This is a genomic window from Klebsiella sp. 2-CIP_Kleb. (assembly GCF_050378715.1).
Taxonomy (GTDB): Bacteria; Pseudomonadota; Gammaproteobacteria; order Enterobacterales; family Enterobacteriaceae; genus Klebsiella; species Klebsiella quasipneumoniae.
In genome coordinates this window covers 1,528,193-1,546,701 of the sequence record NZ_JBNRLG010000001.1, presented here as the reverse complement: position 1 = coordinate 1,546,701, position 18,509 = coordinate 1,528,193, and the positions used below count along the sequence as shown (strand labels likewise).

The window sequence follows — 18,509 nt, the reverse complement described above, 5'->3', positions numbered from 1 at the left end:
CCTAAATCTGTGATAAACTCTTCGCGTTTTTCTGTAAGCCTATGTTGAGGTCCATCTGAACGCACCGGCACAGCTCTCTTTGCCACTGTATCTTCCTGACGACGAAACCTTCGCGAGTTTCTGGCCGGGTGATAATCCTTCCCTACTTGCTGCCCTCCAGAACGTACTGCGCCAGGAACACAGCGGGTATATTTATATCTGGTCACGTGAAGGGGCGGGTCGCAGCCACCTGTTACACGCCGCCTGCGCCGAGCTTTCCCAGCGCGGGGATGCCGTGGGCTACGTGCCGCTGGATAAACGCACCTGGTTTGTGCCGGAGGTGCTGGAGGGGATGGAACAGCTGGCGCTGGTCTGCATCGATAACATCGAGTGCGTCGCCGGGGATGAGCCCTGGGAAATGGCCATCTTTAATCTCTACAACCGGATCCTGGAATCAGGTAAAACCCGTCTGCTGATCACCGGGGATCGGCCGCCGCGGCAACTGAATCTTGGTCTGCCGGATCTCGCCTCGCGGCTTGACTGGGGGCAGATCTATAAGTTGCAGCCGCTGTCGGATGAAGACAAGCTGCAGGCCCTGCAGCTGCGCGCCAGACTGCGCGGCTTCGAGATGCCGGAGGACGTATGCCGCTTCCTGCTGAAGCGGCTGGATCGCGAAATGCGCTCGCTGTTTATGACCCTCGATCAGCTGGATCATGCCTCGATTACCGCTCAGCGCAAGCTGACGATCCCCTTCGTGAAAGAGATCCTTAAACTCTAGTCCGCCTGCGGAGTCAGTTCCTCCTCCGTCAGCCCGGTCAACCGGGCGACCAGATCGCGCGCCAGGCCACTGTGTAGCATAGCGGCGGCGATACGCTGCGCCTCTTCCTTCCGGCCTTCCTGACGGCCCTGCGCCAGGCCCTGCGCCAGGCCCCGCTCCAGGCCTTGTTGTTCCAGATATTCCGCAATTGTCATCAACGTCTCCTTGTGCTGCGGCGTACGTAACGCCAGCTCGCGAATGAACTTGATCGGCTCTCGCGCGTTGCCTGCCTGCACCAGATAGTGCATCAGGGCTTGTACCTGCGATTCCGTCGCCAGACCAGTCAATAATAATTCGCTCAGCTTGTCGAGGAGCTGCGCCAGATCGCGTTGTCGAATATGTTTTTGCAGTAACTCCAGCGTCGCCATGCGCTGATGGGTGGCAATGTCGTCATCCGGAATGACGGTAATGTCCGCCAGCGGAAACGCCCCGTGATAAAGGTGGCCGGCCAGCTCCGGAGCGACGAATTCATCGAGCCAGCGCAGCGAGAACGGGTAGGGGCTCACCAGACCGTGGTAGAAGAGAACAGGGATCACCAGCGGCAGCCGATCGTGGCCGGCATCAAGGTGGCGCTGCATGGCGGCGATGGCGTAGCGCATCAGACGAAAGGCCATATGCCGATCGGGCGTGCTTTGGTGTTCGATAAGCGCATAAATATAGCCGTCTCCCGCCGTGGTTTTCAGGGAATACAGAATGTCGGCGTAAAAGGGACGCAGATCGTCTTCGACAAAATGCCCGGACTCGAGATGCAGCGTACGCAGATCGCACACCTTAAGCAGCGTCTCGGGCAGGTACAGCCGCAGAAAATCGCGGGCGGTATCAGGATGGGAGAGATAGCTCTTAAATACGGCATCATGAGGCGTTGAGGTTGGTTTTTTCATGTTCATCCGTCCAGTGGATTGAGCGATAGATGAACAGTAGCACTGCAAGGCGGGCGGGAGGGATTGGCGTGGAAGATCTGGAATCGGCTACGTAAAAAAGCGCCGCGATAGCGCGGCGCGGGTGGGTTAGCTTACGATCTCGAGGACCTGCTCCGGCGGTCGGCCAATACGCGCCTGGCCGCGGCTAACGACAATGGGGCGTTCGATAAGCTTAGGATTGGCGACCATCGCCTGTATCAGCGCCGCGTCGCTGAGCGCCGGGTCGGCAAGATTGAGCGATTTATACAGATCCTCTTTCTGGCGCATGAGCTCGCGGGGGCTCTCCATACCCAGCAGCTGCAGCAGTTGACGCAGCGTCCCGGCATCCGGTGGCGTCTCAAGATAAAGCACCACCTCAGGATCGATGCCGTGGCTCTTCAACAGGCTCAGCGTTTCGCGGCTCTTCGAGCAGCGTGGGTTATGGTAAATTTTTACCGCGTCGGTCATGGGGTCTCCTTACATTTTTTGGTAGGGGCGGAAGCGGGCCTGTAGCTCACGTAGCTGGTCGATGCGGGCATCGTAGCGGGCCTGCTGCAGACTACCGAGTTTCACTTGCGAGCTGGCGCTGCTGAGCAGGGAAATCGCCTGTTCCAGCTGGCCGACCAGCGCCATGCTTTCTGCCCGCGCCGCCAGCTCCTGGTCGCGATTGCCCAGGGCGCCTTCCGCCTGAGCCAGCAGGTCCCAGCCGTTGCCATCCTCTTTATAGGTAAAGGTATAACGATTCAGGATGGTCGCCGCTTCCCCGGGCTGGCCGCCCTGCAGCAGGGCGTTGGCCAGGTTCAACTGCAGCACCGGATTGGTGCGCAGCTCGCGGGCGTTTTTAAGGCGGTTGATGGCGTCGCCGGTTTTCTTCTGCCCGAGGTCGATATCGGTAGCCAGATCGAGATACCAGGGATTTTGCGGATCGGCGCTGAGCAGCGGCTGCAGCGTTTTGCGCGCCTGGTCAAAGTTGTTGCTTTCCATCGCCAGCAGGGCGCGGCCATACTGCGCGGCATGCTGCTGGCGGATATTGCCTTTATCCCAGGCGTTGAGCAGATCGGTGCCCAGCTTATTGTCGCCGTTGGTGTACATTCCGAGGGTACGCGCCTTCGCCAGATAGAAGTCCGCTGAGGACTGCACGACAACCGGGCGCATCTGGTTGGCGCGGTTACGAGCATCGGCAAGCCGGCTTTCCGGCAGAGGGTGGGTGAGCAGCATTTCCGGCGGCCGCGTCGAGTAGCGCGACTCATCAAGCAGTTTACCCATAAACATCGGCATGGCCTGCGGGTCGAATCCCGAGCGTTGCAGAACCTGAATACCAATCCGGTCGGCCTCTTCTTCGTTCTGGCGGGTGAAGCTGATCATGCCCTGTTGGGTACCGGCCAGCGTCCCGGTCAGCGCCGCCATCCCGGCCTGCGGGCTGGCCATCGCCAGCAGAATTGAACCCAGCGCGCCGACCCAGGTCAGCGGCGCATTGCGCTTCTGATCTTCCATTGCGCGGGCAAGATGCCGCTGCGTAACGTGGGAAATTTCGTGCGCCATGACAGAGGCCAGTTCGCTCTCATTATCGGAATAGCGGAACAGGGCCGAGTGGAGGACCACATTGCCGCCGAAGAAGGCGAAGGCGTTGATTTGGTCGTTATTAATCAAGTAGAAGTGGAACGGGGTGCGCACCGAATTCGCATGCGAGACCAGACGCATGCCCAGCCCGTTGATGTATTGCACCAGCAGAGGGTCGTTGATCAGCGGCGCGCTGCCGCGCAGCTGGCGGACGTAGTAATCCCCCATCTGCATTTCCTGACCAATCGACAGCGTGCTTCCTGCGGAGGTCCCCATGTCCGGCAGGGTATCTGCGGAGTCAGCAAAAGCAGGGCCTAACGAACCCAGCGTCAGCGACGCGATCACGGTCGCCACCAGCGTTTTCTTCAACTGCCTGAACATAACCTCTGTCCTGTAATGTGGGTGTGCCAGTTTGACCGATTGTGCGACGCAATGTTCCCTGGCCGCATCCCAGCGAGTTTAGCTGGCGTTAGACACATTGAAAATAGGTTCTTCACGGCGGAGACGGGTTTGTCTGCTGCGCATCAAAAAGCGAAGTCTTTTTTGTGACATTTCGATACAATTCCTCCGTTTGTCGCCGCTTTGCGCTTCAGGGAAGGTTTTATGCTCGAGATGTTAATGCAGTGGTACCGCCGTCGATTCAGCGACCCTGAGGCGATAGCGCTGCTGGTTATTTTGCTTGCCGGTTTCGGCATCATGTTCTTTTTCAGCGGCCTGCTGGCCCCGTTACTGGTGGCTATCGTGCTGGCCTATTTGCTGGAGTGGCCGACCGTGCGCCTGGAGCGCATCGGTCTGTCGCGCACCTGGGCGACCTCGCTGGTGCTGATCCTCTTCGTGGGCATCCTGCTGTTGCTGGCTTTCGTGGTGCTGCCGGTGGCCTGGCAGCAGGGGATCTACCTTATCCGCGATATGCCGGGCATGCTCAACAAGCTCTCTGATTTTGCCGCCACGCTGCCGCGGCGCTATCCGGCGTTAATGGATGCCGGCATCATCGATGCGATGGCGGAAAATATGCGCACCCGGATGCTGACGGTGGGCGACTCGGTGGTCAAGTATTCTCTCGCCTCGCTGGTGGGGCTGCTTACGCTGGCGGTGTATCTGGTGCTGGTGCCGCTGATGGTCTTCTTCCTGCTGAAGGATAAAGAGCAGATGCTCAACGCGGTACGCCGCGTGCTGCCGCGCAACCGCGGCCTGGCCGGGCAGGTATGGAAGGAGATGAACCAGCAAATCACCAACTACATTCGCGGTAAGGTGCTGGAGATGATTGTCGTCAGCGTCGCCACCTGGATAGGCTTCATCCTTTTCGGCCTCAACTACTCGCTGCTGTTGGCGGTGCTGGTGGGCTTCTCGGTGCTGATCCCCTATATTGGTGCATTTGTGGTGACCATTCCGGTGGTGGGGGTGGCGCTGTTTCAGTTTGGCGCGGGCACCGAGTTCTGGAGTCTGTTCGCGGTCTATCTGATTATTCAGGGGCTTGACGGCAATCTGCTGGTCCCGGTGCTGTTCTCGGAAGCGGTGAATCTGCACCCGCTGGTGATTATCCTGTCGGTGGTGATCTTTGGCGGTTTGTGGGGGTTCTGGGGCGTCTTCTTCGCCATTCCGCTGGCCACGTTGATTAAAGCGGTGGTGCATGCCTGGCCGGATGGCCTGGTGGTCGACGACGACTAAGGCATTGAGGATAAAAAAAGACGCCGGGCGAGGTTCTCTCACCCGGCGTCTTGCTTTGCATCAGGCGTTTTCTTTCAGCCAGTTCAGCACCACGTCGTGGTGATTGCTGGTTTTGAAGTCATCAAAGACGTGTTCGATTTTGCCATCGGCATCGACGAGGAAGCTGATACGGTGGATCCCGTCGTAGGTTTTCCCCATAAAGGATTTTTCGCCCCAGACGCCAAACTGCTCGCAAACCTGATGGTTTTCATCAGACAGCAGCGTAAAGTTCAGCAGCTCTTTTTCGGCGAAGCGGGAGAGCTTTTCCGGTTTATCGGTGCTGATGCCCAGCACTTCCACACCGGCTTTCTTCAGGTCGTCCATGTTGTCGCGCAAGCCGCACGCCTGGACGGTGCAGCCCGGGGTCATGGCCTTCGGGTAAAAATAAACCAGGACACGCTGTCCCTGGAAGTCGGTTAAATTTACTTCCTCGCCGTCCTGGTCCGGTAAGCTAAATTTCGGTGCAAGATCACCGGCTTTCAGTGGGGTCATGGGTTAAACTCCATCCTGTTCATCATGCTGTGAATAATTAACGATGTTAATACTGCCTTGTGCGTTGAGTTCTGTACATAGGGCTTTGAACGCTTGTTCGATATTTGCTGCATTTTGCGTCGCAGGACTGTGGGCAGTTATCTGAATAAAAAGCTGCGCGGAATCACCGTCTCCCGGCTGCGTGCGGGAAACCAGTTCCGCGATATTCATATTCCATGTATCGCACAGGGCAGTGAAGCGCTCGATGATATGCGGTGAGTCCGGCACCTCAACCTGGACCCAGACGGTGTTTGGCATGGCCTGCGGGGGGCGCGCGGTGGTGCGTTTCATCACGATCAACAGCTCCAGCTCCGCGCCTTTCAGCGGCAGGGTTGATTCGATCAGGTTAATCGCATTCCACGACCCGGAAAGCAGCATGATAAACGTAAACTCATCACCGAGCATGGCCAGCCGGCTGTCTTCGATATTACAACCGCAGCTGCTGACGTGGCGAGTGATCGTATTCACGATGCCGGGACGGTCAGCCCCCAGGGCGGTAATAACCAGATAGTGTTGTAATGAGGCTGTCAAACCTGTTCTTCCTTTAAAAAGGTGAGGTAACATTAGGAAAGCATAAAAAAAACCGCCATACAACATCCCTGATGGCGTCGGGTCTCTTGCTTTTATTGCAGCTCCAAACGTAACATTGAGAATCTTGTCGCACTTCTGCTCTGAGGATGGCCCATGTTCACGGGAAGTATTGTAGCGCTTGTCACGCCGATGGATGAAAACGGTAATGTCTGCCGGACAAGCCTGAAAAAACTGATTGATTACCATGTCGCCAACGGAACCTCGGCGATCGTTTCGGTAGGGACTACCGGTGAATCCGCAACGCTGAGCCATGAAGAGCACGGCGATGTGGTGATGATGACGCTGGAACTGGCTGACGGGCGTATCCCGGTGATCGCTGGAACGGGAGCCAATGCAACCGCAGAGGCGATTAGCCTGACCAAGCGTTTTAACGACAGCGGCGTTGTCGGCTGCCTGACGGTCACTCCTTATTATAACCGTCCTACCCAGGAAGGCCTGTTCCAGCACTTTAAAGCTATCGCCGAACATACTGACCTGCCGCAAATTCTGTATAATGTGCCGTCCCGTACCGGTTGCGATATGCTGCCGGAAACCGTTGGCCGTCTGGCGGAAATTAAAAATATTGTCGGTATTAAGGAAGCTACAGGGAACTTAAGTCGCGTTCATCAGATCAAAGAGCTGGTTTCAGACGACTTTATTCTGCTGAGCGGTGACGATGCGACCGGTATGGACTTCATGCAGCTCGGCGGCGTGGGCGTGATTTCCGTCACCGCCAACGTGGCGGCGCGCGAAATGGCCGACATGTGCCGTCTGGCGCTGGCGGGTCAATTTGCCGAAGCCCGGGCGATTAACCAGCGTCTGATGCCATTGCATACAAAATTATTTGTCGAACCCAATCCTATCCCGGTGAAATGGGGATGCAAGGCGTTGGGTCTTGTGGCGACCGATACGCTGCGCTTGCCGATGACGCCTATCACCGACCAGGGTCGTGAAGCCGTTACCGCCGCGCTGAAGCATGCCGGTTTGCTGTAAAGTTTAGGGAGATTTGATGGCTTACTCAGTACAGAAGTCGCGCCTGGCGAAGGTTGCGGGTGTTTCGCTGGTTCTACTCCTCGCGGCCTGTAGTTCCGACTCGCGCTATAAGCGTCAGGTGAGCGGTGATGAGGCCTATTTACAGGCGTCACCGTTGAGCGAACTTCACGCGCCGGCGGGGATGATCCTGCCGATTCAGGTGGGTGATTACAACATTCCGGTGGCCAACAGCACCGGCGCGGTCGGCAAGGCGCTGGACATTCGCCCGCCGGCGCAGCCGCTGGCATTGGTTAGCGGCGCCCGCACCCAGTTCAACGGCGATACCGCGACGCTGATGGTCGAGAACGGCCGCAGCGGTTCGCTGTGGGCGCAGGTTACCAGCATTCTTCAGTCGAAGAACTACGTTATCGCCAAGCGCGATGATGCGAGCCAGACGCTGAACACCGACTGGGTTGAGTGGAACCGTCTTGATGAAGATCAGCAGTATCGCGGTCGTTATCAAATCTCCGTCAAACCGCAGGGCTATCAGCAAGCGGTGGTGGTCAAGCTGGTGAATCTGGAGCAGGCGGGTAAACCGGTTGCCGATCCGGCGTCACTGCAGCGCTACAGCACCGCCATGCTGAACGTCATTTCGGAAGGCCTGGACATGAACGCCACCAGCGCCCAGAACGCCGCCCAGCGCAGCGCGGGCGCCACCTTCGACGTGCAGAGCGCTGCCGACGATACGGGTCTGCCGATGCTCGTTGTTCGCGCGCCGTTTAACATGGTGTGGCAGCGTCTGCCAGGCGCCCTCGAGAAAGTGGGGATGAAAGTGACCGACAGCACGCGCTCTCAGGGCAGCATGGCGCTGACCTACAAGCCGCTGTCTGACAGCAGCTGGCAGGAGCTGGGCGCACGCGACCCGCAGCTGGCCTCCGGTGACTACAAACTTCAGGTCGGCGACCTCGATAACCGCAGTAGCCTGCAGTTCATCGACCCGAAAGGCCACACCCTGACGCAGTCGCAAAATGACGCCCTGGTAGCCGTATTCCAGGCCGCATTTAACAAGTAAACGAAAGGGCTGGAGCAATCCGGCCCTTTTAATATATAGTGACGCAAACGTGTGCGTATGCACATCATCCTTCAAATTGCCTCTTTGTTGGCCGCCTTCGTTCACCCCAGTCACTTACTTTTGTAAGCTCCTGGGGATTCGCTCAGTTGCCGCCTCGATGCACTTTGAATGATTTTGTGTATAGGTGGAAACGTATTTTTAGGCTCAATATCACTGGAGTAGTGAAAGATGAAAAAGCAAGCTGAGTTGTATCGTGGTAAGGCGAAGACAGTATACAGCACCGATAATCCGGACCTGCTGGTACTGGAATTCCGTAACGATACGTCAGCAGGTGATGGCGCGCGCATCGAGCAGTTCGATCGTAAAGGCATGGTGAATAACAAGTTCAACCACTTCATTATGAGCAAACTGGCAGAAGCGGGCATCCCTACCCAGATGGAAGCGCTGCTCTCCGATACCGAATGCCTGGTAAAAAAACTGGATATGGTGCCGGTGGAGTGCGTGGTGCGTAACCGTGCGGCAGGCTCGCTGGTAAAACGTTTAGGCATTGAAGAAGGAATCGAGCTGAATCCGCCGCTGTTCGATCTGTTCCTGAAAAACGATGCCATGCACGATCCGATGGTCAACGACTCCTATTGCGAAACCTTCGGCTGGGTGAGCAAAGAGAATCTGGCGCGGATGCGCGAGCTGACCTACAAAGCCAACGACGTGCTGAAAAAGCTGTTCGATGACGCCGGTCTGATTCTGGTGGACTTTAAGCTGGAGTTTGGTCTGTTCAAAGGCGAAGTGGTCCTGGGCGATGAGTTTTCGCCGGACGGCAGCCGCCTGTGGGACAAAAACACCCTCGATAAAATGGACAAAGACCGCTTCCGCCAGAGCCTTGGCGGCCTGATCGAAGCCTACGAAGAAGTGGCTCACCGTCTGGGCGTTAAGCTCGACTAACCCGCCCGCCGCCAGAAGATGGCCTCATCTTCTGGCGTCTCTTGCTGTTTCCTGTGGTAATCCTGCGCTGAACCGCCTACGATCTCTGCTATTGATACATAACAGGGAATGAGGTGCTTATGCGCTGGCAAGGGCGTCGCGAAAGCGACAATGTTGAAGATCGACGTGGACAATCAGGCTCGCCGTTTGGCGGCGGCGGGGGCGGCGGCTTCCGTCTGCCGAGCGGGAAGGGCGGCATTGTACTGCTGATTATTGTGCTGGTGGCGGGCTACTACGGCGTGGATTTGACCGGCATGTTGACCGGCGAACCGATGCCGCAGCAGCAGACCTCCACGCAGCGCTCCATCAGTCCGAAAGACGATGAAGCGGCGAAGTTTACTTCCGTCATTCTGGCCACCACCGAAGATACCTGGGGACCGATTTTTGAAAAGATGGGCCGCCAGTACCCTCAGCCAAAGCTGGTGCTCTACCGCGGCGCGACCCGTACCGGCTGCGGTACCGGCCAGTCGGTGATGGGGCCGTTCTACTGTCCTGCCGACAGTACGGTCTATATCGACCTGTCATTCTACGATGAAATGAAAAATAAACTGGGCGCCGATGGCGACTTTGCCCAGGGGTACGTCATTGCCCATGAAGTGGGTCATCACGTACAAAAACTGCTGGGCATTGAGCCGAAGGTTCGCCAGCAACAGCAGCATGCCACCGAGGCCGAAGCCAACCGGCTGTCGGTTAAGATGGAGCTACAGGCAGACTGCTTCGCCGGCGTCTGGGGGCATAATATGCAGCAGCAGGATATTCTGGAAACCGGCGATCTGCAGGAGGCGTTAAACGCCGCCGAGGCCATCGGCGACGACCGTCTGCAGCAGCAGAGCCAGGGGCGGGTGGTACCGGACAGCTTTACCCACGGAACGTCAAAACAGCGCTACACCTGGTTCAAACGCGGTTTCGACAGCGGCGACCCGGCGCAGTGCAACACCTTCGGCAGCGCGCTGTAATCGCCCCTGATGATGGACGAGCTGCTTGACCTCACCGCGCAGATGGCGCGGGAGGGGATTCGCCGCCTGCTGGTGCTCAGCGGCGACGAGGCCTGGACGCTGCAGCAGGCGCAGGCGCTGCGGGAGCGGCTCGGCGGCGATGGCCTGTGGGTGGGCTCCGAGCCGGTTTCTGCGCCCGGCGTGGCGCCTGGCGCCCTGAAGACGCTGCTGGGGCGGGAAGTGATGCACGCCTTTTTCGATGCCCGGCGCGGGTTTGATGTGGCCGCCCTGGCGGCCCTGAGCGGTACGCTGCGGGCGGGAAGCTGGCTGGTGCTGCTGACGCCCTCTTTCGCCGACTGGCCGTCCCGGGTGGATGAGGACTCCCTGCGCTGGAGCGATACGCCCGACCCGATCTCTACCCCCAACTTTGTTCTCCGCTGCTGTCGGCAGTTTATCGCCGACCCCGAGGTGCTGCTCTGGCGGCAGTCGGACTCGCCGCGGCTCCCGCTGGCCGTCCGGCGCCCTGACTGGCATCCCGCCGATGGTCACCCGCTGGCCGAACAGGCGGCGATCCTTGGGCAATTATTGCGTCTACCGCCTGGTATCGCAGCAGTGACGGCTGAACGAGGGAGAGGGAAATCCGCCCTCGCGGGCATGCTGCTGCGCCAGCTCGCGGGTGAGGCCATCGTTACCGCCCCGACCCGCAGCGCCGTCGACGTGCTGGCGAGCTTTGCCGGCGAGGCGTTTCGCTTTATGGCTCCTGATGCGTTGCTGTCATCGAAGGAAAAGGCGTCCTGGCTGATTGTCGATGAGGCCGCGGCTATACCGGCTCCGCTTCTCCGGCAGCTGGTTAGCCGTTTTCCCCGCACGCTACTTACCACGACGGTGCAGGGTTATGAGGGCACCGGTCGCGGGTTCCTGCTGAAATTTTGCGCCAGCCTGCCCTATCTGCAATTGTACAGCCTGAGCGCGCCGATCCGCTGGGCCGCAGGCTGCCCGCTGGAGTCGGCCATCAGCCAGCTGCTGATCTTCAGCGATGAGGCATTTCGCGACGCGCCGACGGGGGAGGTAGTCCTGGAGGCGGTCAATCAGTCCAGCTGGCAAACGCAGCCGGCGCTGCCGGAAGCGTTGTACCAGCTGTTATCCGGGGCGCATTACCGCACTTCTCCTCTCGATCTGCGGCGCATGATGGACGCTCCAGGCCAGGCTTTCCGCTGCGCTCGCGCCGGCGGTGCGGTGGCGGGCGCCCTGTGGCTGGTGGCCGAAGGGGGACTTTCTCCCGAACTCAGCCGGGCGGTGTGGGCGGGTTTTCGCCGGCCGCGGGGGAACCTGGTCGCCCAGTCGCTGGCGGCGCATGGCGGCACTCCCCTGGCGGCGACGCTGCGCGGGCTGCGGGTCAGCCGGATCGCCGTCCACCCAGCCCGCCAGCGCGAAGGGCTTGGGCAGCAGATGATCGCCGATATCGCCGCCGATGCCGCAGGTTATGATTATCTCTCCGTCAGCTTTGGCTATACCCCTGAGCTGTGGCGCTTCTGGCAACGCTGTGGGTTTATTCTCGTGCGGCTGGGCACCCATCGCGAGGCCAGCAGCGGGTGCTATACCGCGATGGCTCTGTTCCCGCTGACTGCAGCGGGGCATCAGCTCGCGCAACGGGAGGCACAGCGGCTACAGCGTGATGAATACTGGCTGCGCCCGTGGCGGCAAGCGTCCGCGCCGCTGCCGGCCGTTTCAGGGGCTATGCTTAGTGATGAGGACTGGCTGGAAGCGGCGAGCTTTGGTTTCGCCCATCGCCCGCTGGCCGCGGCGCTGGGTTGCCTCAATCGCCTGCTGTTGCAGGTCGACATCCCGTTGCCGGCCCTGCGCGGGCGTCTGCAGGGGGAAGAAGAGGCCGAACTCTGCGCCGCGCTGCAGCTAACAGGGCGTAAAGCCCTGCTGGCGAGATGGCGTCAGGAGGCCGCTGACGCCTTGCGCTTCCTCGATGCAGCGCGCGCCGAGGCGCTGCATCAGCAGGTGGCGAACCTGCAATTTTTTTAACTAACTCATTCAGTTAAATGGCATGGTCATATCTGGCGAGCGGCGTACACTGCCCGCATACACTAAGGAGACAGCCATGAAACACGATCATTTTATTGTTCAAAGCCCTGCGACGCCTGCGCAACAGCTGTTGCTGCTGTTTCATGGCGTGGGGGATAACCCGGTCTCCATGGGGCAAATTGGCAGCTGGTTCGCGCCGCAGTTTCCTGATGCGCTGATCGTGAGCATTGGCGGGGTGGAGCCTTGCGGTCCTGACGGTCGGCAGTGGTTTTCGGTGCAGGGAGTGACGGAAGAGAATCGTCAGCAGCGTATCGACGCCATTATGCCGACCTTTATTGAAATTGTGCGCTACTGGCAGGAAAAGAGCGGCATCAGCCCACTGGCCACCGCGCTGATCGGCTTCTCTCAGGGGGCGATCATGTCGCTGGAAAGCATCAAAGCAGCGCCGGATCTGGCTTCGCGGGTGATCGCCTTTAATGGCCGCTACGCGACGCTGCCGGTTACCGCAACGACGGCCACCACCATTCACCTGATCCACGGTGGTGACGATCGGGTTATCGATCTGGCGTGGGCGGTGTCGGCACAGGAGGCGCTGTTGCAGGCGGGGGGCGACGTGACCTTAGATATTGTGGACGATCTGGGGCATGCCATTGACGATCGCAGCATGCAGTTCGCGATCGAGCGACTGCGCTACACCGTGCCGAAGCACTATTTTGATGAGGCGCTGAGCGGCAGTACGCCGAAAGGGGACGATATCATCGAAATGCTGTAACCCCGGCGGGCGGGGTTACAGGCGGGCGCTACCGCGATAACGGCAAACTTACGGTTTCTTCGACTGGTCGTGCTTCGGCCAGTCGTCGTCATCGTCCCATTTATCGTTAAAATCACGGTGCGGCGGCAGATCGGGTTTGTTGTTGAGGAATTTTTTGTGGTCAACGCGGTTTAGATCTTTAATCACGTTGATAATTACCCCCACCAAAAAGACCAGCACCAGAATCCACCAGTGTTTAATAAGCCATTCCATGCGCGCTTCCTCTTTACGTCAGTACGTCAGGCGACCAGCTGTTCCATTACGCGTTGATACATCCGCGCCAGCAGCTGCAGGTCGGCGGCGTTCACACATTCATTAATTTTGTGAATCGTGGCGTTCACGGGGCCCAGCTCAACCACCTGCGCCCCCATGCGCGCGATAAACCGTCCGTCTGAGGTGCCGCCGTTGGTTAACAGCTGCGGTTTGATCTCATTATAGTGCTCAATGGCATTGACGACCGCATCCACCAGCTTGCCCCGTCCGGTAAGGAACGGCTGTCCGGAGAGCCACCACTCCACGCTGTAACGCAGCTGGTATTTTTCCAGCAGGGCGACCACCCGGGCTTTGATCGTCTCGTCCGTCAGCTCCGTACTGAAGCGGAAGTTGAACTGGACGAACATATCGCCAGGGATCACGTTGTTGCTGCCGGTACCGGACTGCACGTTGGCAATCTGCATGCTGGTCGGCGGGAAGTATTCATTGCCTTTATCCCACTCGATATTGACCAGCTCCGCCAGCATCGGCGCGGCGCGATGGACGGGGTTATCGGCAAGGTGCGGATAGGCGACATGGCCCTGTACGCCGTGAATGGTCAGGTTGCAGGTCAGCGAGCCGCGGCGGCCGTTTTTCACCACATCGCCGACCACTTCGGTACTGGAGGGTTCGCCGACCAGACAGTAGTCCAGACGCTCGTTACGCGCCATCAGCGTCTCCACCACTTTGACGGTGCCGTTTTTCGCGCTGGCCTCTTCATCAGAGGTGATCAAAAACGCCAGTCGGCCCCGGTGGTTCGGGTACTGCGCGACAAAACGCTCTGCGGCAACCACCATCGCCGCCAGCGAGCCTTTCATATCCGCCGCCCCGCGGCCAAACAGCATCCCGTCGCGGATGGTGGGTTCGAACGGGGGGTTGATCCAGCGGTCGGCGTCGCCTGCCGGGACCACGTCGGTGTGGCCGGCGAAGGCCAGCGTCTCGCCGTGGCCGCGCCAGGCCCAGAAGTTCTGCGTATCGCCGAAATCCATCGGTTCAACGGTAAAGCCGATCGCACGCAGGCGTTCAATCATTAACGCCTGGCATCCCGCATCATCGGGGCTAAGGGAAGGGCGGCGAATAAGCTGCTGAGCCAGCTCAATGACCGGGCAAGACATAGACTATACCTCGTTAAACTGCTGATAACTTGCTTCACTAAAACCCAGCAGCATAGGACGACCGGGCGCGCAGAGCAATGGGCGTTTGATGATCGCCGGCATTTCCAGCATCAATGCGGCGGCGGCATCGGCATTATCGATGCTGTTGCGCAGCGATTCGTCCAGTTTGCGCCAGGTGGTGCCGCGGGTGTTCAGCAGCGCCTGCCAGCCCAGTTCGGCAATAAAGGTATCCAGTTGCGCGCGGTCGAGGCCATCGGTGCGGTAGTCATGGAAGCGATAGTCAATCTGATGTGCTTCCAGCCAGCGGCGGGCTTTTTTAATGGTATCGCAGTTTTTAATTCCGTACATGGTGAGCATAGATAAACCTTTAACATTCAATTAAGCGGTTAACTCAGATATTTCCGAATATATAAGCCTTGTTGAAATAATACGTGATTCAGATGAATAAATATAACCTTTTACCGGGTATCTCATGCAATGCGTTAGGGTGATTAAAATTCGCCCAGCCGCGGGCATGATGTGAGGGCATTAACAATATTACGAAAATGTTGCTTGATGGTGCTCTGTATCACATAATTTTTACATACGAGACGGCATAGTGGCGGCAACCAGAGGTTTTATCTCTGTCAGCGGTCCACAAGACAATCAGAGCAATAGGGGAGCACAACTTCCCATCAGCAATGAAGTTATATAGAATCGACCATAATAATAAGAGAGGCTATTATGATTGAACATGAACTGGGGAACTGGAAAGATTTTATTGAAGGCATGCTTCGTAAATAAATTTCCGCAATGTGAGCAGGGGAATAACGCGACGTAAATAAGCGCGTCATGGTTCTGAACACATAAAGAAGGCGACCATCCAGGTCGCCTTTTCTGTTATTACGGCTCGCCGCCGTCGCCCGACGGTTTATTGCGGACGCTCCTTCAGCGGAAAGCGGCGACGCACCAGCACAAAGAACAGCGGTACGAAAAAGATGGCCAGCACGGTGGCGGAGATCATCCCGCCCATCACCCCGGTGCCGACCGCATGCTGGCTGCCGGAGCCGGCGCCGGTACTGGTGGCCATCGGCAGCACGCCGAAGATAAACGCCAGCGAGGTCATCAGGATAGGGCGCAGGCGCTGACGGCAGGCCGACAGCGTGGCGCTGAGCAGATCCTGGCCTTTCTCGTTAAGCTCATTGGCGAACTCGACGATCAGAATGGCGTTTTTCGCCGACAGGCCGATCACCGTCAACAGGCCCACCTGAAAGTAAACGTCATTCTCCAGGCCGCGCATCCAGGTTGCCAGCAGAGCGCCAATCACCCCGAGCGGAACCACCAGCATCACCGAGAACGGCACCGACCAGCTCTCGTACAGCGCCGCCAGGCACAGGAACACCACCAGCAGGGAAATCGCGTACAGGGCCGGCGCCTGAGCGCCGGAGAGGCGTTCCTGATAGGACATGGCGGTCCATTCGAGGCCAAAGCCGGTCGGCAGCTGCGCGGCCAGCTTCTCCATCATGTCCATCGCGGTACCGGTACTGATGCCCGGCGCCGCTTCACCGACGATCTCCACCGCCGAGTAGCCATTGTAGCGCTCCAGGCGCGGCGAACCGGTCTCCCAGCGCGAGGTGGCGAAGGCCGAGAACGGCACCATCGTGCCGCTGCTGTTGCGGACGTACCAGAGATTGATATCGTCAGGCAGCATCCGATATTTCGCCGCCGCCTGGACGTAGACTTTCTTCACCCTCCCGCGATCCATAAAGTCGTTGACGTAGCTCGACCCCCAGGCGGTTTGCAGCGTATCGTTGATGTCATCAATGGAGACGCCCAGCGCCTGAGCTTTACGCTGATCGATATCGACCTGCAGCTGCGGGCTGTCGTCGAGCCCGTTATGCCGGACGCGGGTCAACAGCGGGTTTTTAGCCGCCAGCTCAAGCAGCGTATCGCGCGCCGCCATCAGCGCATCGTGCCCCTTACCGGCGTGATCTTCCAGCTCCATGTCGAAGCCTGCCGAACTGCCGAGGCCGCTGATTGCCGGCGGGCTGCTGGCGATGACCCGGGCTTCGTTGATCTGATTAAACGCTTTGGTGGCGCGTTCAATAATGGCAAAGGAGGAGCCGGTTTGCGGATCGCGCTGGTCCCAGTCTTTGAGGCGCACAAACATGCGGGCTACGTTCTGCCCGTTGCCGCCGGGGCCGGAGCCAACGGTAGCAAACACTGACTCGACGTTCTGCTTCTCGTTATTGAGGAAGTAATCTTCCGCTTTCTGTACCACTTTCAGCGTCTGCTGTTGGGTGCTGCCGCTCGGCAACTGTACCGAGGTGGTGAACATCCCCCGATCCTCCAGCGGCAGGAACGAAGTGGGCAGATGCAGGAACAAGAACACCATCCCGCCGAGCAGGACGATGTAGATCAGCATCCAGCGCAGCGAGCGGTGAAGGATCTTGCCGACGAAAGTTTCATAGCGGCTGGCGCTGCGGTTAAAGGTGCGGTTGAACCAGCCGAAGAAGCCTTTTCGCTCATGGGATTCACCTGGTTTAATCGGCTTGAGCAGGGTAGCGCAAAGGGCCGGGGTGAGGATCATGGCCACCAGCACCGAGAGGACCATCGCCGCGACAATCGTAATAGAGAACTGGCGATAGATAGCGCCGGTGGTGCCGCCGAAGAAGGCCATCGGCACAAACACCGCCGACAGCACCATCGCGATCCCCACCAGCGCGCCCTGAATTTGTCCCATCGATTTGCGGGTGGCTTCCCGCGGCGACAGTCCTTCCTCGCTCATGATGCGCTCAACGTTCTCCACCACCACGATGGCGTCATCCACCAGCAGGCCGATCGCCAGCACCATCGCGAACATCGTCAGGGTGTTGATGCTGTAACCACAGGCATAGAGCACCGCGAAGGTGCCCATCAGCACCACCGGTACGGCGATGGTCGGGATCAGAGTGGCGCGGAAGTTCTGCAGGAAAAGATACATCACGAGGAAAACCAGCAGGATCGCCTCCAGCAGGGTTTTCACCACGTCGGTAATAGAAGCCTTCACGAAGGAGGTGGTCTCGTAGGCGACTTTATATTCCAGCCCGTGCGGGAAATACTGCGAGAGCTCATTGAGGCGAGCGATCACGCGCTCCGCGGTGGCCATTTCGTTGGCGCCGGAGGCGAGCTTAATTCCCAGGCCAGAGGCGGCCTGGCGATTGTAGCGGCTAAGATAGTCATACTTCTCCGCCCCCATCTCCACGGTAGCGACATCGCCGAGGGTCACCTCTGAGCCATCCTGATTGACGCGCAGGGTGATATTGCGGAACTGTTCCGGGGTTTGCAGCAGAGATTGCGCGTTGATGGTGGCGTTCAGCGCCTGCTTATCCACGGAAGGCGTGCCGCCGAGCTGGCCGACGGCAATCTGGGCGTTCTGCGAACTAATAGCGTCGGTAACATCCTTGGTGGTCAGCTGGAAGCTATTGAGCTTTGCCGGATCGAGCCAGATGCGCATTGAGTATTGCGAGCCGTAGGCGTCGATATCCCCCACGCCGTTGACGCGACTGAGCGGGTCCTGAATGTTACTGGCGACGTAGTCGGCGATATCCTGTTTATCCATACTGCCGTCGGTGGAGACGAAGGCGAGGGTCAGGATATTGGTATCGCCGGTCTTGCGTACCGTAACCCCCTGGTTTTGCACCGCCTGCGGCAGTTTACGCATCGCCGACTGCAGCTGGTTTTGCACCTGCTGTACCGCTTCGTCCGGGTCGGTACCGGCGGTAAAACTGAGGGTGATGGTCGCCTGGCCGGTGGCGCTGCTCTGGGATGACATATACATCAGGTTATCGAGGCCGGTCATATTCTGTTCGATAACCTGGGTGACGGTATTCTCCAGGGTTTGTGCGGAGGCGCCAGGATAGTTGGCTGTAACCCGTACATTCGGCGGGGCCAGATCGGGATACTGTTCAACTGGCAGCGACAAAATGGCAAGGGTGCCCGTCAGGCATAACAGGATTGCCAGCACCCACGCAAAAATGGGGCGATCGATAAAGAAATTCGCCATCAGAATGAAAACCTCATATGCACATGTTCTTGTTATTGCACAGCCTGTGCCACTTTAGCGCCAGCGCCTCCGGCAATCGTGGAGAAATTAAGGAGATAGTGTAATTTATCATGTTGCTTTTGCCGTATCGTAAAGAAACATCGACCTTTCGTGCCGCCAGGTCGGCCACACCGCTTCGCCCGCCGCACCCGGGGACGCATTATCCCTTGCCGGTGTGAAACCTGATTTCATATAAGTCAAAAAAATTGAT

Annotated in this window: 19 protein-coding genes; 10 read left to right on the top strand and 9 right to left on the bottom strand. The window is 58.6% G+C overall.

From position 1 onward, the window contains the following. Positions 1 to 55 precede the first annotated feature (55 nt). On the top strand, positions 56 to 757 hold the full coding sequence (locus tag ACQUTP_RS07510; protein ID WP_020947395.1) for a DnaA inactivator Hda: 702 nt from the start codon (positions 56 to 58) through the stop codon (positions 755 to 757). On the opposite strand, the gene ACQUTP_RS07505 is transcribed toward ACQUTP_RS07510, so the two are convergent. From ACQUTP_RS07505 to bepA, 3 genes are all read right to left on the bottom strand, one after another. After that, on the bottom strand, positions 754 to 1,677 hold the full coding sequence (locus ACQUTP_RS07505) for an Rpn family recombination-promoting nuclease/putative transposase (RefSeq protein ID WP_017900446.1): 924 nt from the start codon (positions 1,675 to 1,677) through the stop codon (positions 754 to 756). The genes ACQUTP_RS07510 and ACQUTP_RS07505 overlap by 4 nt on opposite strands. 126 nt (positions 1,678 to 1,803) lie before the next feature. Next, positions 1,804 to 2,163, bottom strand: coding sequence for an arsenate reductase (glutaredoxin) (arsC, locus tag ACQUTP_RS07500; protein ID WP_004201931.1), 360 nt, complete (start codon positions 2,161 to 2,163; stop codon positions 1,804 to 1,806). A 9-nt stretch (positions 2,164 to 2,172) separates the two neighbouring features. After that, a complete protein-coding gene (gene bepA / locus ACQUTP_RS07495) occupies positions 2,173 to 3,636 on the bottom strand; it encodes a beta-barrel assembly-enhancing protease (protein ID WP_004201932.1) in 1,464 nt (487 codons plus the stop codon). A gap of 51 nt (positions 3,637 to 3,687) precedes the next feature. On the opposite strand from bepA, the gene ACQUTP_RS07490 reads away from it, so the two are divergent. After that, positions 3,688 to 3,804 (top strand): hypothetical protein, encoded by a 117-nt coding sequence (locus ACQUTP_RS07490; protein WP_032425793.1) that lies wholly within the window; start codon positions 3,688 to 3,690, stop codon positions 3,802 to 3,804. A 54-nt stretch (positions 3,805 to 3,858) separates the two neighbouring features. Further along, positions 3,859 to 4,923, top strand: coding sequence for an AI-2E family transporter (locus ACQUTP_RS07485; protein WP_004201933.1), 1,065 nt, complete (start codon positions 3,859 to 3,861; stop codon positions 4,921 to 4,923). Positions 4,924 to 4,983: 60 nt separating this feature from the next. Here the strand turns inward: ACQUTP_RS07485 and bcp are convergent, their stop codons facing one another. Both bcp and ACQUTP_RS07475 read right to left on the bottom strand, forming a co-directional pair. After that, positions 4,984 to 5,454 carry a thioredoxin-dependent thiol peroxidase gene (gene bcp / locus ACQUTP_RS07480; RefSeq protein ID WP_004201935.1) on the bottom strand — a complete coding sequence of 157 codons (471 nt, stop codon included), beginning with the start codon at positions 5,452 to 5,454 and terminating at the stop codon, positions 4,984 to 4,986. A 3-nt stretch (positions 5,455 to 5,457) separates the two neighbouring features. Next, the gene (locus tag ACQUTP_RS07475; protein ID WP_002913804.1) at positions 5,458 to 6,024 is read right to left on the bottom strand and encodes a glycine cleavage system transcriptional repressor; all 567 of its coding nucleotides are present in this window, start codon (positions 6,022 to 6,024) and stop codon (positions 5,458 to 5,460) included. 153 nt (positions 6,025 to 6,177) lie between these two features. Here ACQUTP_RS07475 and dapA point away from each other — a divergent pair, with 153 nt between their 5' ends. The 6 genes from dapA to ypfH all read left to right on the top strand — a co-directional run bounded on the left by dapA (position 6,178) and on the right by ypfH (position 12,829). Further along, a complete protein-coding gene (gene dapA, locus ACQUTP_RS07470) occupies positions 6,178 to 7,056 on the top strand; it encodes a 4-hydroxy-tetrahydrodipicolinate synthase (RefSeq protein WP_017900447.1) in 879 nt (292 codons plus the stop codon). 16 nt (positions 7,057 to 7,072) lie between these two features. Then, positions 7,073 to 8,107: an outer membrane protein assembly factor BamC gene (bamC, locus tag ACQUTP_RS07465; RefSeq protein ID WP_004201942.1), complete on the top strand. Its 1,035-nt coding sequence runs from the start codon at positions 7,073 to 7,075 to the stop codon at positions 8,105 to 8,107. Positions 8,108 to 8,335: 228 nt separating this feature from the next. Beyond that, positions 8,336 to 9,049, top strand: coding sequence for a phosphoribosylaminoimidazolesuccinocarboxamide synthase (gene purC, locus ACQUTP_RS07460; protein ID WP_002913801.1), 714 nt, complete (start codon positions 8,336 to 8,338; stop codon positions 9,047 to 9,049). A gap of 119 nt (positions 9,050 to 9,168) precedes the next feature. Continuing rightward, positions 9,169 to 10,044, top strand: coding sequence for a KPN_02809 family neutral zinc metallopeptidase (ypfJ, locus tag ACQUTP_RS07455; RefSeq protein ID WP_004201945.1), 876 nt, complete (start codon positions 9,169 to 9,171; stop codon positions 10,042 to 10,044). A gap of 9 nt (positions 10,045 to 10,053) precedes the next feature. Further along, positions 10,054 to 12,057, top strand: coding sequence for a tRNA(Met) cytidine acetyltransferase TmcA (locus tag ACQUTP_RS07450; RefSeq protein WP_428902364.1), 2,004 nt, complete (start codon positions 10,054 to 10,056; stop codon positions 12,055 to 12,057). Positions 12,058 to 12,133: 76 nt separating this feature from the next. Continuing rightward, on the top strand, positions 12,134 to 12,829 hold the full coding sequence (ypfH, locus tag ACQUTP_RS07445; protein WP_004201952.1) for an esterase: 696 nt from the start codon (positions 12,134 to 12,136) through the stop codon (positions 12,827 to 12,829). Between the two features lie 48 nt (positions 12,830 to 12,877). On the opposite strand, the gene ACQUTP_RS07440 is transcribed toward ypfH, so the two are convergent. From ACQUTP_RS07440 to ACQUTP_RS07430, 3 genes are read right to left on the bottom strand one after another with little or no spacing between them, the layout of a single operon-like run. Then, positions 12,878 to 13,081 (bottom strand): YpfN family protein, encoded by a 204-nt coding sequence (locus tag ACQUTP_RS07440; protein ID WP_002913768.1) that lies wholly within the window; start codon positions 13,079 to 13,081, stop codon positions 12,878 to 12,880. Between the two features lie 26 nt (positions 13,082 to 13,107). Further along, complete coding sequence (gene dapE, locus ACQUTP_RS07435) at positions 13,108 to 14,235, bottom strand: succinyl-diaminopimelate desuccinylase (RefSeq protein ID WP_004201953.1); 1,128 nt, start codon at positions 14,233 to 14,235, stop codon at positions 13,108 to 13,110. A 3-nt stretch (positions 14,236 to 14,238) separates the two neighbouring features. Next, entirely contained in the window at positions 14,239 to 14,592 is a 354-nt protein-coding gene (locus ACQUTP_RS07430) for an ArsC family reductase (protein WP_004201956.1), read from the bottom strand. Positions 14,593 to 14,958: 366 nt separating this feature from the next. On the opposite strand from ACQUTP_RS07430, the gene ypfM reads away from it, so the two are divergent. Next, positions 14,959 to 15,018 carry a protein YpfM gene (gene ypfM, locus ACQUTP_RS07425; protein WP_100181659.1) on the top strand — a complete coding sequence of 20 codons (60 nt, stop codon included), beginning with the start codon at positions 14,959 to 14,961 and terminating at the stop codon, positions 15,016 to 15,018. Between the two features lie 127 nt (positions 15,019 to 15,145). Here ypfM and acrD read toward each other — a convergent pair whose 3' ends face one another. Beyond that, the gene (gene acrD, locus ACQUTP_RS07420; protein WP_004201959.1) at positions 15,146 to 18,259 is read right to left on the bottom strand and encodes a multidrug efflux RND transporter permease AcrD; all 3,114 of its coding nucleotides are present in this window, start codon (positions 18,257 to 18,259) and stop codon (positions 15,146 to 15,148) included. Positions 18,260 to 18,509: the final 250 nt, after the last annotated feature.

Coding starts and splice junctions, on each gene's coding strand:
- ACQUTP_RS07450 (WP_428902364.1), top strand. CDS start 10,054: ATGATGGACGAGCTGCTTGACCTCACCGCGCAGATGGCGCGGGAGGGG.
- bcp (WP_004201935.1), bottom strand. CDS start 5,454: ATGACCCCACTGAAAGCCGGTGATCTTGCACCGAAATTTAGCTTACCG.
- ACQUTP_RS07505 (WP_017900446.1), bottom strand. CDS start 1,677: ATGAAAAAACCAACCTCAACGCCTCATGATGCCGTATTTAAGAGCTAT.
- bepA (WP_004201932.1), bottom strand. CDS start 3,636: ATGTTCAGGCAGTTGAAGAAAACGCTGGTGGCGACCGTGATCGCGTCG.
- ACQUTP_RS07490 (WP_032425793.1), top strand. CDS start 3,688: ATGTTCCCTGGCCGCATCCCAGCGAGTTTAGCTGGCGTTAGACACATT.
- ypfJ (WP_004201945.1), top strand. CDS start 9,169: ATGCGCTGGCAAGGGCGTCGCGAAAGCGACAATGTTGAAGATCGACGT.
- ACQUTP_RS07440 (WP_002913768.1), bottom strand. CDS start 13,081: ATGGAATGGCTTATTAAACACTGGTGGATTCTGGTGCTGGTCTTTTTG.
- bamC (WP_004201942.1), top strand. CDS start 7,073: ATGGCTTACTCAGTACAGAAGTCGCGCCTGGCGAAGGTTGCGGGTGTT.
- purC (WP_002913801.1), top strand. CDS start 8,336: ATGAAAAAGCAAGCTGAGTTGTATCGTGGTAAGGCGAAGACAGTATAC.
- acrD (WP_004201959.1), bottom strand. CDS start 18,259: ATGGCGAATTTCTTTATCGATCGCCCCATTTTTGCGTGGGTGCTGGCA.
- dapA (WP_017900447.1), top strand. CDS start 6,178: ATGTTCACGGGAAGTATTGTAGCGCTTGTCACGCCGATGGATGAAAAC.
- ypfH (WP_004201952.1), top strand. CDS start 12,134: ATGAAACACGATCATTTTATTGTTCAAAGCCCTGCGACGCCTGCGCAA.
- arsC (WP_004201931.1), bottom strand. CDS start 2,163: ATGACCGACGCGGTAAAAATTTACCATAACCCACGCTGCTCGAAGAGC.
- dapE (WP_004201953.1), bottom strand. CDS start 14,235: ATGTCTTGCCCGGTCATTGAGCTGGCTCAGCAGCTTATTCGCCGCCCT.
- ACQUTP_RS07485 (WP_004201933.1), top strand. CDS start 3,859: ATGCTCGAGATGTTAATGCAGTGGTACCGCCGTCGATTCAGCGACCCT.
- ACQUTP_RS07430 (WP_004201956.1), bottom strand. CDS start 14,592: ATGCTCACCATGTACGGAATTAAAAACTGCGATACCATTAAAAAAGCC.